General features: G+C 61.1%; 10 protein-coding genes and 1 pseudogene. 4 read left to right on the top strand and 7 right to left on the bottom strand.

Translation table 11 applies throughout. The features are described from left to right. Positions 1-56 precede the first annotated feature (56 nt). Positions 57-767 carry a PqiC family protein gene (locus AB4N41_RS11330; protein ID WP_024011350.1) on the top strand — a complete coding sequence of 237 codons (711 nt, stop codon included), beginning with the start codon at positions 57-59 and terminating at the stop codon, positions 765-767. A 348-nt stretch (positions 768-1,115) separates the two neighbouring features. Here AB4N41_RS11330 and AB4N41_RS11335 read toward each other — a convergent pair whose 3' ends face one another. Then, positions 1,116-2,627: an AhpA/YtjB family protein gene (locus AB4N41_RS11335; RefSeq protein WP_095180973.1), complete on the bottom strand. Its 1,512-nt coding sequence runs from the start codon at positions 2,625-2,627 to the stop codon at positions 1,116-1,118. Between the two features lie 134 nt (positions 2,628-2,761). Between AB4N41_RS11335 and serB the strand changes: the two genes are divergently transcribed. Next, on the top strand, positions 2,762-3,976 hold the full coding sequence (gene serB / locus AB4N41_RS11340) for a phosphoserine phosphatase SerB (RefSeq protein ID WP_041477650.1): 1,215 nt from the start codon (positions 2,762-2,764) through the stop codon (positions 3,974-3,976). A 91-nt stretch (positions 3,977-4,067) separates the two neighbouring features. Here the strand turns inward: serB and AB4N41_RS11345 are convergent. The 4 genes and pseudogenes from AB4N41_RS11345 to AB4N41_RS11360 all read right to left on the bottom strand — a co-directional run bounded on the left by AB4N41_RS11345 (position 4,068) and on the right by AB4N41_RS11360 (position 9,157). Beyond that, positions 4,068-5,815, bottom strand: a pseudogene (locus AB4N41_RS11345) (molecular chaperone). 66 nt (positions 5,816-5,881) lie between these two features. Next, positions 5,882-6,742, bottom strand: a complete 861-nt coding sequence (gene asd / locus AB4N41_RS11350) for an archaetidylserine decarboxylase (protein ID WP_024011354.1) — start codon at positions 6,740-6,742, stop codon at positions 5,882-5,884. Positions 6,743-6,760: 18 nt separating this feature from the next. Next, complete coding sequence (gene rhdA, locus AB4N41_RS11355; protein ID WP_076565369.1) at positions 6,761-7,576, bottom strand: thiosulfate sulfurtransferase; 816 nt, start codon at positions 7,574-7,576, stop codon at positions 6,761-6,763. A gap of 42 nt (positions 7,577-7,618) precedes the next feature. Then, positions 7,619-9,157, bottom strand: coding sequence for an HDOD domain-containing protein (locus AB4N41_RS11360; protein ID WP_150638291.1), 1,539 nt, complete (start codon positions 9,155-9,157; stop codon positions 7,619-7,621). 166 nt (positions 9,158-9,323) lie between these two features. Between AB4N41_RS11360 and motA the strand changes: the two genes are divergently transcribed. Then, a complete protein-coding gene (gene motA / locus AB4N41_RS11365; RefSeq protein WP_024011357.1) occupies positions 9,324-10,175 on the top strand; it encodes a flagellar motor stator protein MotA in 852 nt (283 codons plus the stop codon). 3 nt (positions 10,176-10,178) lie between these two features. Beyond that, positions 10,179-11,225: a flagellar motor protein MotB gene (gene motB / locus AB4N41_RS11370; RefSeq protein ID WP_041480740.1), complete on the top strand. Its 1,047-nt coding sequence runs from the start codon at positions 10,179-10,181 to the stop codon at positions 11,223-11,225. A 59-nt stretch (positions 11,226-11,284) separates the two neighbouring features. On the opposite strand, the gene AB4N41_RS11375 is transcribed toward motB, so the two are convergent. After that, complete coding sequence (locus tag AB4N41_RS11375) at positions 11,285-11,770, bottom strand: toll/interleukin-1 receptor domain-containing protein (protein WP_041480739.1); 486 nt, start codon at positions 11,768-11,770, stop codon at positions 11,285-11,287. Then, the gene (locus AB4N41_RS11380; RefSeq protein ID WP_252879325.1) at positions 11,770-12,729 is read right to left on the bottom strand and encodes a caspase family protein; all 960 of its coding nucleotides are present in this window, start codon (positions 12,727-12,729) and stop codon (positions 11,770-11,772) included. Before AB4N41_RS11380 ends, AB4N41_RS11375 begins: the two co-directional genes overlap by 1 nt. Positions 12,730-12,891 lie beyond the last annotated feature (162 nt).

The following is a 12,891-nucleotide window of genomic DNA, read 5'->3' on the forward strand; positions in this document are numbered from 1 at the left end:
TATTTATTGAGTATTTTCACTGTGGTCAGCCTTGTGGCGGCCACCTGGACGGGATGATGACTGCTCTACGCCCCCTTATTTTGTTGCTCGCCGGCGTTCTTGGCCTGGCGGGTTGCAGCGTTCACCAGCCGGTGTCGCTGTACCAACTGGACAGCGGAAGTCCGGTTCAGCCTGCGCAAAGCGCGGGCATGGCGGTTTTGCTGGGGCCGGTAGTTGTTGCCGATTACCTGCAACGCGAAACCCTGCTGCAACGTCAACCCGACGGCAGCCTGCAAGCGGCGACCGACGGTCGTTGGGCTGGCAGCCTTTCGTCGGATATCGATCAACTGCTGATGCGTCAGGTGGCTGGTCACCTGGACAGTCAGCGTGTGGTGCTGGCGCCTGCTACTGCCGGATTCACGCCGGATGTGCAGGTTCTGCTGACCATCACCCGTCTGGATTCCGGGGCGAAACAACCGGCGATTCTCGATGCGCAATGGCGTTTGATCGATCGTCGCGGCAAGGTGCGCGATAACCGCATCATTCACCTGCAGGAAACGCACGCCGGCAGCACCGCTTCCCAGGTACAGGCACAAGGGGTTCTGTTGCAGCGTCTGGCCGAGCAGTTGTCGGTGGCGCTCAAGCCACTGGCCAACCAGCCGCCCGTGGCCGAGGCACCGCGTAAAGCCGCGCCGAAACCCGCAGCGCCGGCTGCGGATGCCGAGAAGCAGCCGAAGATCCCGATGGCCTCGCCGATTCGTACCGATATGGAAGTGTTTCGCTTCTGAGGCTGGAACGAGCCAGATCAGAGCCCGCCTAGTGCGGGCTTTGTTGTGTCTGGGGGTGGGGTGGAAGATCAAAAGCCCCTCACCCTAGCCCTCTCCCGGAGGGAGAGGGGACCGACCGAGGTGTCGGGCGTCTTACGTCGACCTGAAAGATGTTGGCGATTGTGGATTCACAGCCAAACGTGCATGTCGATGTAACTCTCGAATATCCCCCAATCTGTTCCCTCTCCCTCTGGGAGAGGGCTAGGGTGAGGGGCTTTTCAGGAATGCTCTCGAATCCAATAACGCCGCGCACAAAAAAGCCCGCAGACAATCACTCATCTGCGGGCTTTTGCGTATCTGGCCTAAGCCTTACGCCCGACGCTCATGCATCCGCGCCAGTTGCCGTTCGAGCATCGACGGATATGGCTCCATTAACCGCTCCACACAGCAAGCGCCTTCAGGGCTGGCGATCGGCCGGATCCGCGCACGCTGGCGGATCAACGTGTCATCGCTGATCTTGCGCTCGACCAGCAGCAGATTGCGGCTGTGTTGCGACAAGGCCAGTGCATCCTGGGCCGAATCGGTCAGCAGCAGATCAATCTGGCTCAAACCGAACAACTCATCGCCCAAGGTCAGGCCCAGCTGCAATTGCAGGGTGATGCCGCTGTCTGCGACCTCGATCTGCAACTGATGACCCAGAGCACGCAGCAGTTCGCCGCAGCAGATGGCATTGGTCAGGTAGTCGTCGCCGCAATCTTCGGTATGGAACAGCAACAGCGTGCTGCCATCGTTGAGGGTTTCGATTTCGCCCTGATACAGCGACGCGGCCTGCTCGAGGCAGTCGCGATAGCGTTCCTGCAATTCTTCCAGACGTGCGCGAGGCAAACGACGCAATTGTTCCTGCGAGCCCAGTTGCACGGCCAGTACGGCGGTGTGCTGTGGCACGTCAGGGCTCGGTTTGCGCGTCAGCGGTTGGGCGGCGCCGTTGAGCGATTCGTCGCGCAGGTCGGCGAAAGCGTCATCGTCATCATCGTCTTCGACGGTGCTGACCAGGTGACGCGGTGCCGGTTTCTTCGCGGCCAGCGGGCGGCTTTCGTCGAAGCTCGGATCGCGCAGGTTACGCACCTCGAATTCAGGCTCGTCTTCTTCCTCGGCGAATTCCGGCTCGGGTTCGGGCTCAGGCTCCGGTTCCGGGGCGTAGCTGGCATGCAGCTGGCGCGCCAGATCGCCGATTTCATCCTGGCGATCGATGCCCGGGGTGTGCGCGTCGATCCGGCGCAGCCACACGCGCAATTGCAGCAACGGCGTCGACAGATAGCGGCCCATGCGCAGACTCAGAGCCAATGACAGCGCCAGCAGAATCGCGCTCAGAATGCCCATGCTTTGCAGGCTGATGGTCATCGGCTGCTGGAACTGATCCATGTCCAGGCTGATGCGCAGTTGCCCGGCAGTCACGTCCTGGAATGTGATCTTGCTCTCGTACATGCCCTCGGCTTCGCCCAGCAGGCTGTGCTTGGGACGCTGACCGGACTCGGCGAGGATGCGGTTGTCCACACTGTAGATCGCCGCGTGGGCGACCAGTTTGTTCTTGGTCAGGTTGTTGAGCAGCACGTTGAGGCTGAGGATGTCGTTGGACACCAGCAGCTCGGTGGCGGAGGTGGCGGTCTGCGTGGTCAGGCTTTCGCCCAGCGCATCGGCCTGCTCGTGCATGGCCTGCTTGAATTGCAGACCCATCACCCCGGCATAGATCACCAGGGCCAGAGCGACCAGGATCACGTTGTGGCTGGCAATGCGCAATGCAATCGGTACACGGCGATGGCGCAGTGCACGGAAGATCAGCAGGAAGAAGTTATCGGTTTTGACTGGCGTGGGCCGGTTCACTTGAGCTCGGCTCTTTGTCCGTGAAGTTGACGCGCAGTATAGCGACAGGCCCCAGACCGGCAAAGCGCTCGCGGTGCCCGATGGTCACTGAAAGTGGGTAGAATGCGGTTTTTTTCCAGTTGCGGGGGTGCGCGTTGCGCGAAATCGTCCTGATTAACATCACGGGAGTCGACCGTCCCGGTCTGACAGCGGCCATCACCGGTGTTCTGGCACAAGGTGGTGTGAACATTCTCGACATCGGTCAGGCGGTGATCCACGACACCCTGTCGTTCGGCATCCTGGTTGAAATTCCCGATTCCGAACAGGGCAAGTCAGTGCTCAAGGACATCCTGTTCAAGGGCTACGAACTGGATCAGCAAGTGCGTTTCACCCCGGTGTCCGAAGAGGATTACCAGCAGTGGGTGGGCAATCAGGGCAAGAAACGCCATATCGTTACCCTGCTGACGCGCAAAGTCACAGCCGGCCAGTTGCAGGCGGTCAGCGCGATCACCGCCAAATATGGCTTGAACATCGACCATATCGACCGTCTGTCGGGGCGCATGCCGCTGGACACGCCGGCCGACAAGGGCAAGGGTTGCATCGAGTTTTCCGTGCGCGGCGAAGCCGCCGATCCGCAGGCTTTGCGCGCCGAATTCCTCAGCGTTGCCCAGGAATTGAACGTCGACATCGCCTTCCAGGAAGACTCGCTGTTTCGCCGCAACCGGCGTCTGGCGGTGTTCGACATGGACTCGACGCTGATCGAAGCGGAAGTCATCGATGAGCTGGCCAAAGCGGCCGGCGTGGGTGACCGGGTTTCGGAAATCACCGAGCGCGCCATGGCCGGTGAACTGGATTTCCGCGCCAGCTTCAAGGAGCGTCTGGCGCTGCTCAAGGGCCTCGACGTCAGCGTGCTCGACTCGATCGGCGCCTCGCTGCGCCTGACCGAAGGCGCCGAAACCCTGTTCGCCGAACTCAAGCGCCTTGGCTACAAAACCGCCATCCTGTCCGGCGGCTTCACTTATTTCGCCAAGCAGCTGCAAGCCAGGCTTGGCATCGACTACGTGTTTGCCAACGAGCTGGAAGTGGTCGACGGCAAGTGCACCGGCGTGGCGATCGAACCGATTGTCGATGCGCAGCGCAAGGCTGATCTGCTCAAGGAGCTGGCGCACAAGGAAGGGCTGCGTCTGGAGCAGACCATTGCTGTCGGCGACGGCGCCAACGACTTGCCGATGCTGGCGATTGCCGGGCTGGGCGTGGCGTTCCGCGCCAAACCGTTGGTCAAGCAGTCGGCGAAGCAGGCGATTTCAACGCTGGGGCTGGATGGTGTGTTGTATCTGCTGGGTTTCCGGGATCGTGACGGGCAGTTGTAACTGACAAAGCACAAAGATCGCAGCCTTCGGCAGCTCCTACATTTGGAATGCATTTCCCTGTAGGAGCTGCCGAAGGCTGCGATCTTTTGCTCTAAAGCGAATTCCACAACGAATCAAAATCCTCCTCACCCCCGCCATTCTGCGCAGGATCCAGCGAGCGATAGGCGAACTGGTTGAAGCTGTGCGTACTCGCCACCCGCCGATCCAGCCCGGCGCGGTGTTCTTCGCCCTGGGTGTTGATCAACACCTTGTTGCCTTCCTGGAACGGCAGGCGCGGCGCAAGCACGGTGGCCGGCACATCGATCGCACTGATCTCCGGCAACAGCAAACCGCGCAGATAATGGCTGTGATCGTCCTTGGAACGAACCAGTTGCAGCCCGCACGGCTGCGCGTGTGGCGCGACCAGTTCAATGCCCATCTGCGTGCCGCTACCGCGCACCTGGCGGATCCAGCGAATCACCGCAATGCTCCAGCCTTTGCCCTCGCTGTCCTGAATGCCGAGCATTTCCCCGGCCTGCAATTCCGCCGGCACCTCGCTCGGCCAGGCCAGGCAATAGCCGCCGGGGCTATGGTTGATCACCGGCAAGGCGTAAGTCGGATAGTTCGGCGAGTTGCCGGGGCCTTCATCCTCGCTCAACTGGTCGTACTGGATTTCCTCGTACGGCAACAGCTCATCGTTACTTTGCGGGGCAGCGTCGAACGCCTGACTCCAGCTGTCCTTTTCGCCGTTGGCCACCACGCTGCTGAAATTTGCCGCGCGGGCACCGGGATGTTTGAGCAACTCGCTGAAGGTGCGCTCGCCGCCGAGGTAGAAGTGCAGGGCGCTCATGCCGACGCACACGGTCAATGTGCCCTGGCCGGCGCTGCGCTGAAAACTGCGTTCGGCAGCCTGGCCCCAGGTCGCGTGCAGATGTTGCAGGGTATCGATGCTGAGACCGGCGGAAACAGGCAGGGGGGCGAAGTCGGCTGCTGCAGCAGGTGCGTTTCGAGCTGCTTGACCAAGGGCTGCGGGTCGAAGCCCAGGAGCGCGCTCTGTTGTTCACTGCGAAACATCTTGCGGTAGCGTGGACCAACATCCAGTTCCGGACTGACCGCAAACAAGCCGTCGTCGGCGCTGTCGGGATGCAGCTTGAGCAGGGCGCTCCACGGCTCGATCACCTCGGCCAGCCGGGCAATCTGGCTCTGACGCAATTGATTGCAACGGGCACTGCCCAATAGCAGTGCGGCGATGTAGGTCTGTTCGACGCTCAATTCGCTGGTCAAAAACGCCAGATCATCGCGCAGCCGCCGTTGTTGCAGCTGTAATTGCGCAGCGCTGCGATACAGCTGATGCAATTCCAGCCACGCGTGTTCCGGCGGTGAACTGTACAGCTGCGTGGCGCGCACCAGTTGCGCCTTGAGGGCATGCGCCGCGCGTTGCAAGGCGGTGCCGACCAATGTCGCGCGGTCCTTGGTGTATTTGGGCAGGATGCGCAGAACAATCTGTTTATAGCCGATGGCCAACTGACCTTGCAGCGCCTGACACAGGTTGCTGACTTTGCGCGAACGCTCGTCGAGCATGATCGCCTGATGCAGAAAATGCCGTTCCAGATGCTGGCAGACGAAATACACCTCGGGCCGCAGCAGCTCAAGCAATTGCAGGCGATTGTCGCTGGGGGTGAGCAACAGGTTCAGTTCGCCGAGGCCTTGATACAGCAAGCGGGCGGTTTCGCCGATGTTGGCTTTGGGCAGGCTGGCGATCCAGCGCTTGAGGTCGCGCGGGCTGGCGTCGCAGAACGACAGGCGTGTTTGCGTGGGAGTCGGAGCGCGCAGCTTGGGAGAAAAGTTGGTCTGGCTCATGAGCAAAACCATAGCAGCAAATGCCGCAGTTTGCGGAAGCAGCCTCGGCTGCTTCCGCGAACAGGGTCACGCTTTTGGCAGTGCCAGGCCTTGGCCCATCTGCACGGGTGAACCGGCCACCAGCTCTTCGGCCCACTTCACCTGATCCGGGCCAAACAGCACGATCGCCGTCGAACCCAGCTTGAAGCGCCCAAGTTCCGCGCCTTTTTCCAGATGAATCGGAGCGCGTGCGGCTTCGTCGTAGCGGAAGGTTTTCAGCTCGCGCTTCGGTGGGGTGACCAGACCGGCCCACACGGTTTCGATCGAAGCGACAATCATCGCACCGACCAGCACCACGGCCATCGGCCCGCGTTCGGTGTCGAAAATGCACGCCACGCGCTCGTTGCGGGCGAACAGCTCCGGGACGTTTTCGGCAGTGGTCTGGTTCACCGAAAAAATGCGGCCCGGGATGTAGACCATTTCGCGCAGGGTGCCGGCCAGCGGCATGTGCACGCGGTGATAGTCCTTAGGCGACAGGTAAATGGTAGCGAAGTCGCCGCCCATGAACGGCGCTGCGTTGGCCGCATCCCCGCCGAGCAACTCCAGCACGCTGAAGCTGTGGCCCTTGGCCTGGAACACACGACCGTGCTCGATCGGGCCGAGCTGGCTGACCGCACCGTCGGCCGGGCTGAGGATCGCGCCCGGCGTCTCGTCCAGTGGACGCGCGCCGTCTTTCAGGGCACGCGTGAAGAAGGCGTTGAAGTGCTCGTAAGCGGTCAGGTCTTCGACCAGCGCTTGCGACATGTCCACTTGATAACGCTTGGCAAACCATTGGGTGAAGGCATTCTTGAACCAGCGCACGCGGCATTCGGCGATGCAGCCGGCCAGGCGCGACAGCAGGTGATGCGGCAGCAGGTACTGGCTGAGGATAAACAGACGCTCTTTCATTAGTTGTCCTTAAAAACCTTAAATCTCGACTGGCGTGTCAGGGTGGTTGCCCCATTCGCCCCAGGAACCGGCGTAGCCCTTGACCCGCGGATAACCGAGGGCTTTGGCCACCAGATAAGTGAAGCCCGACCGGTGATGGGTCTGGCAGTGGGTAATGATTTCCTTGTCCTTGGTGATCCCGAGGTTTTCGAGGATCTGCGGCATGTCGCTGCGGATACGCAACTGACGCGTCTGGTCCATGCCGGCAGTCCATTCGAAATTGACCGCACCGGGGATGTGGCCACCCTTGGCGGCGAGGACTTTCTCGCCGGAATATTCCAGCGGCCCACGCGCGTCCCAGATCGCCAGATCGGCGGCGCCGAGACGGCTTTGCAGGTATTCGCGGGTGGCGGTCGGTTCGTCGTGCAGGGTCAGCGACACTGGGCCACCGACGGCGGCCGGCACTTGAATCGACATGGGCATGCCGTCCGCCAGCCAGGCCGGCAGACCACCGTCTATATAGTGGTACTTGTCGTGGCCAATGACATCGAGCAGCCAGATGAAACGCCCGGCCCAGCCGCCGCCCTCATCGTCATACACCACGTAGACCGCGTCTTTGCGATGACCGAGCTCACCAAACAACGCTTCCAGATCGGCCTTCGCCGGCATCAGCCCGGGGGCCGGTGGCTGGCCGAGCTGGGTGCGTTTCGGGTCGACAAAACGTGCGCCGGGCAAGTGACCTTCGGCATACCGGGCAGGGCTGGTCAGGTCCACCAGGATCAGTTCCGGGGACTCCAGACGCGGCAGCAGGTCGCTCGGCTCGATGACAAGCGGCAAGCCAGAGAAGTCAGACATGTGAGGTCTCCAGAGCACAAAGGGGAGGATTGTAGCGCAGGCTCATTGGCCACGGCTGCTAAAGCTGTGCAGGGCTTTTTCGATGCACTGCGCGGTTTTGCCGAAGGCTTGCACAGTGATGTCGGCGAAGGGGCCGCCGCCCTGATCGGCAACGACGATCATGATCACCCGACCATTGTTGACCAATGAACGCAGAAACAGATGTTCGCCACGAAACAGCGTGCGCAGGCTCGCCGGTAACAAGGCCGAGAATTGTGCGTTGTTCTCCGGCGTGATCCGCACCTGTGCCTGCTGAGCGAGCAGGCGTTGCAGGACTTTGCTCTGGCTGACGACAAAACTCAGCGCCGCCGCATCCTTCGGCAAACCGGCGGTCTGGTGTACGCGCAGGGTCGAGTGCGTGCGGTCGGCCATCAGAATCATCACCCGGCGCATGCCGCTGGCCACCAGTGCCTCGCGGGCGGCGACGGTCAGGCTCATGGCATTGGTGAAGCGGCTGGGTTCGGCGAGCAGTTCGGCGCATTGCCGACGCCATTGGCCCAAGTCATCCGCATTCGGCGCTGCTGCCGGGAGCATGCCGGCCGGCAAGCGACGAGTGCCCCACGGCCAGATCAGCGAAACCGCCGGGTGCCACAAATCGGGCATCGCATGCTGACGCGCGCTGTTCGCCGCTTGCTGGTGCAACTGTTGCTGCACTTCGTCCATGGAAATCTGCAGATAGAGGCTGGTCAGGTACTGCCAGCGCTTGCTGTGCGGACTGTCCCAGGCCTGTTGCGCCGACAGCGCCAGCCCATTGGCCAGCAGCACGGTATTCGCCGGCTGGTTGAGCCAGCGGCGCAATGTCGGGTCATCGTCGAGGCGATTCTGCTGGCGCAGCGGGTGTTCACTGTCGCGGGCGATACGCAGCACTTTGACCAGTTCGCGTTGTTCGCTGAGCAGCAATTTGTAGCCTTGCTCGACCCAGATCGGCAGATGCCAGGCGTGGACCAGCGCCTCGGCGATCTTCAACAGGCGCACGCCGAACAATTGCTTTTCGACCACACGTGCCGACTCGCCCTTGTGGATCACGCGCAGTTCCCACTCCTCGAGCAACTGCGGATACGTCAGTGCCAAGGGCCACAGCGGCGACAAAAACAGCAAGCTGCCCCAATGAATGTCCTGCCACAGCCGCGCGAGGCGACTGGCAAAAAAACCGTTGGCCTGTTGTGTCGCGTGTTGGCTGATCAGTTGCAATTGGCGCAAACCCTTGGGGATTTGCCGGTGCGGTTCGGCGGGCAGGCGCGCGAGCAATTCTTCGGTGCGGGCAAGGCCCAGGCGATTGATTGCCACCTCAAGATTTTCCGCCGGCGCGGCCATGGTGCCGTGGGTGTGACGATTCGCCTCACGGATGACGCTCAAGGCCAGCGCCGGGCTGTCCTGCATCAGATCGGCGATGTCGCGCAGCGAGCTGCGATTGTCGCGGATCGCCCGGCAGACTTTGTCGTGAGCCTCTTGTGGTACGGGCAGGCGGACGCTGTCGAGCAGCTTGACCCAAGCCTGGAGCGTGGTCGGTATTACCGATGGAATGTTCGTTTCATTAGCCATGTCTGGACGAGATCTTCACTGACTGTAGACGCGCCCGGCATGGGCTAAATTGGCTTTTCGCCTGAACTGGCTATAGTCTGGCGCAGTTTTGCCGATAAGTAGAAGAAGAGATTTTTTAACTTCCGAATATGACCTTGAACCCGACTTAAACAAGTACCTTCTACCTATGGCTAAAATTATCGGCATCATCGTCGTATTCGCGAGCGTGCTCGGCGGATACGTGCTCTCCCACGGCAAGATTGCCGCTCTGATCCAGCCCTTCGAGGTGATGATCATCGGCGGTGCGGCCCTCGGCGCATTTCTCCAGGCCAACCCCGGTTACATGACGATGCACGTGCTCAAGAAATCCCTGAGCATGTTCGGTTCGCGCTTCACCCACACCTTCTACCTGGAAGTGCTCGGGCTGATCTACGAGATCCTCAACAAGAGCCGCCGTGAAGGCATGATGGCGATCGAAGGCGACATCGAAGATGCCGCCGCGAGCCCGATCTTCGCCAAGTACCCAGCGGTGCTCAAGGATGAACGCATGACCGCGTTCGTCTGCGATTACCTGCGCATCATGTCCTCCGGCAACATGGCTCCGCACGAACTGGAAGGCCTGTTCGACATGGAACTGTACAGCCTCAAGGAAGACCTCGAGCACCCATCGCACGCAGTCAACGGCATCGCCGACGGCATGCCCGGTTTCGGTATCGTTGCGGCGGTACTCGGTATCGTGGTGACCATGGCCTCGCTGGGCGAGGGCGACCAGGCGTCGATCGGTCTGCACGTGGGTGCGGCACTGGTCGGTACCTTCTTCGGTATTCTCGCGGCATACGGTTTCTTCGGTCCGCTGGCGCATTCCCTGGCCCACGATGCCAAGGAAGAGCTCAACGTCTACGAAGCCATCAAGGCCTCGCTGGTGGCTTCGGCGTCCGGCATGCCGCCGTCGCTGGCGGTCGAGTTCGGGCGCAAGGTTCTGTACCCGGCGCACCGTCCAAGCTTCGCCGAGCTGGAACAAGCGGTTCGCGGTCGCTAAGTCATGGAAAATAATCAGCCGATCATCGTCAAGCGCGTCAAGCGCATTGCCGCCGGGCACCACGGCGGGGCGTGGAAAATCGCCTTCGCCGACTTTGCCACGGCGATGATGGCGTTCTTCCTCGTGCTGTGGCTGCTGTCCACCGCTACGCCGGAACAGAAGATCGCCATCGCCGGTTATTTCAAGGACCCGGTCGGCTTCTCCGAAAGCGGCACGCCGTACATCATCGACTTGGGTGGCACGCCGACCCTGGCGCCGGAAAACACCCTCAACCCGGAAGTGAAGTCGCAACCGCAACCGGACAAGGTTACGGTCGACACCGATCAGGTTGAAGGCATGGCCGAGCAGGTCGAGAAGGAGCGTCTCGAACTGCTGCTGCAAGAACTGCAGAACAAGGTCGACGAGAACCCGCAACTGCAGAAGTTCAAGGATCAGATCCTTTTCGAGATCACGCCGAACGGCTTGCGCATCCAGATCATGGACGCCGAGAACCGGCCGATGTTCGACTCCGGTTCCGCACGCCTGAAACCGTACTTCGAGGACATCCTGCTGGCCATGGCCGACACCATCAAAGCGGTGCCGAACAAGATCAGTATCAGCGGCCACACCGACGCCAAGCCGTACATTGGCACTGGCGACTACGGCAACTGGGAGCTCTCGGCCAACCGCGCCAACGCGGCTCGCCGTGCCTTGGTCGCGGGCAGCTATCCGGATGCGCAGGTGGCGCGGGTGGTCGGTTATGCCTCATCGGCGTTGTTCGATCGGGAAAATCCGTTCAACCCGGTCAACCGCCGGATCGATATTGTCGTGCTGACCAAGAAAGCCCAGGCCGCCATCGAAGGTGCGCAGGGGCCTGAGGCAGCGAAACCGGCGGATCAGGGGCAGAACGGTGCTGCTCCGGCAGCCCCGGTTGATCCGAATGCGTTGCCGGCGGACAAACAGCCGGTGCCGGCTCACGAGTTGCGCGAGCGGTTGAATCTGTTTGACGATGCGGCGCCGAAACCGGCTGAGCCGGGTGGGGCGGCGCCTGCGCCTGCGCCGAAGCAGTAAGTGAAAAAAAGCCGACAGTGATGTCGGCTTTTTTTTGGCTATCACAAGCCGGCACAGTCTCAGAATCCCCGACGAATCCGGTTCTTCAGCTGTTCATGAAACATCTCTGCATCGCGCTTGTAAGCCCCTTTGACCGATTCGCTGATCGAATCCAGCGCCATCGACCGCTTGTTCGACACCTCGTCACGATACGCATCGATAAAGAAATCCAGATCGCTGGCCGTGCTCAGCTTCGGCCATTTGTCCAGATAGATCGGCAGTTGCGCAGGTCCGGTCTTGAACGTACAGATCCGCCGATTGCTGATCGTCGCCTCGCCAATTTCGAACGGCACCCACCACGACAGTGCAGTTGTCTCCGACACCACCGCCAGCAGATGCGTGCACTCGGTGATGTTGCGGGTAATGACCCCGGTGATGTCGTCCGTGGTCTGCGATTCCGGATCGAGGACATCGAGATATGTCCTGATCTTCGCCTGGGTCAGGCGGGTGTTGATGGCGATCGCATGGGCGCGATCCATGTGGCGATAGCTGATAAAGACTGGCATCAGAAATGTCCTTTGAGGGCGAGTTCGCGGTAATAGGCGCCGAGTGCCGTCAGGCGGCAGCCGGTGGAGTTGAGGGCGGCGTAGTACATGTGCTCGGCGTCGACCGGCTCGATCAGGCTGTGGCGGTTGCACTTCTGCAACTGGGCGAAGACCTCGCCGTGCTCAGGCACGAACGCCTTTTCGGTGGGCTCATGGCTGGGGTCGAGCGGGTAGACCGATTCGGCTTCGGCAAACCAGTCGGGCAATTTGCGCAGGATCTCCTTGGGGATCAGCGGCGAGACTTCGCGCAGGGAAATGAACTGCGACACATTGGTCTTGAACACCGGACGCTGTTCCCAGGCGCCGAGGGCGTTGTCGACAAAGGAATACAGACTGCCGGGGGTGATTTTGCCGAGAATATTCGCCGCGCCGCCGTGCAGCGCTTGCAGGAGCAGGCCGGTGAACACGCCGTGCTGCGCGCCCTCCATTGCCGGCTCGGCTTTTTTGCAGGCGGTGAGGATCGTCATACCCTCGCTGACCATGCTGCTCTCGCTGCGCAAGGCGCGCACTTCGCCGGCCGAACCGCTTTCGCAGCAGTCGAGGATAATCACTTTGTTTTTGATCCGCGTGGCCTTGTCCGCCCAGTTGAGGATGTCGCTGATGCGGATGCCGTCCTTGGCGTTGCGGTAGTCCTGGGGTATCAGCATGCCTTCGTCAGTGTCGGCGTCGAAACCGCCATGGCCGGCGAAATACAGCAGGGCGACGTTGCAGTCACCGGAAAACAACTCGCGGATCTGATCTTCGAGTTTTTGCCGGCTCAAATAATCCTCGGCGGACGTCAACACGACATTCTTGAAGTTGGGGTCGCCGTTGGCATTGGTTTTCAGCACCGAAGCCATGGCCATGGCGTCGTTGCAACAGCCGCTCAGGCCGCCGATATGCGTGTAATCGTTGATGCCGATGAACAGTGCCTTGCGCATGCTCATACCACCGTGTGCAGGCGGATCGCGCCGACGATGCTGTGGGCACTGCACGCGTGGATGTAGCGAGACGAATGGCGGATGAATAAAACACAGGTTGGCATGGCTTTCCTCGAAGGTCGCTGTGAGCGAAGGAGGAAAGGAATGTAGGCCGCTGGCTCA

This window comes from Pseudomonas sp. S2_A10 (assembly GCF_054668465.1).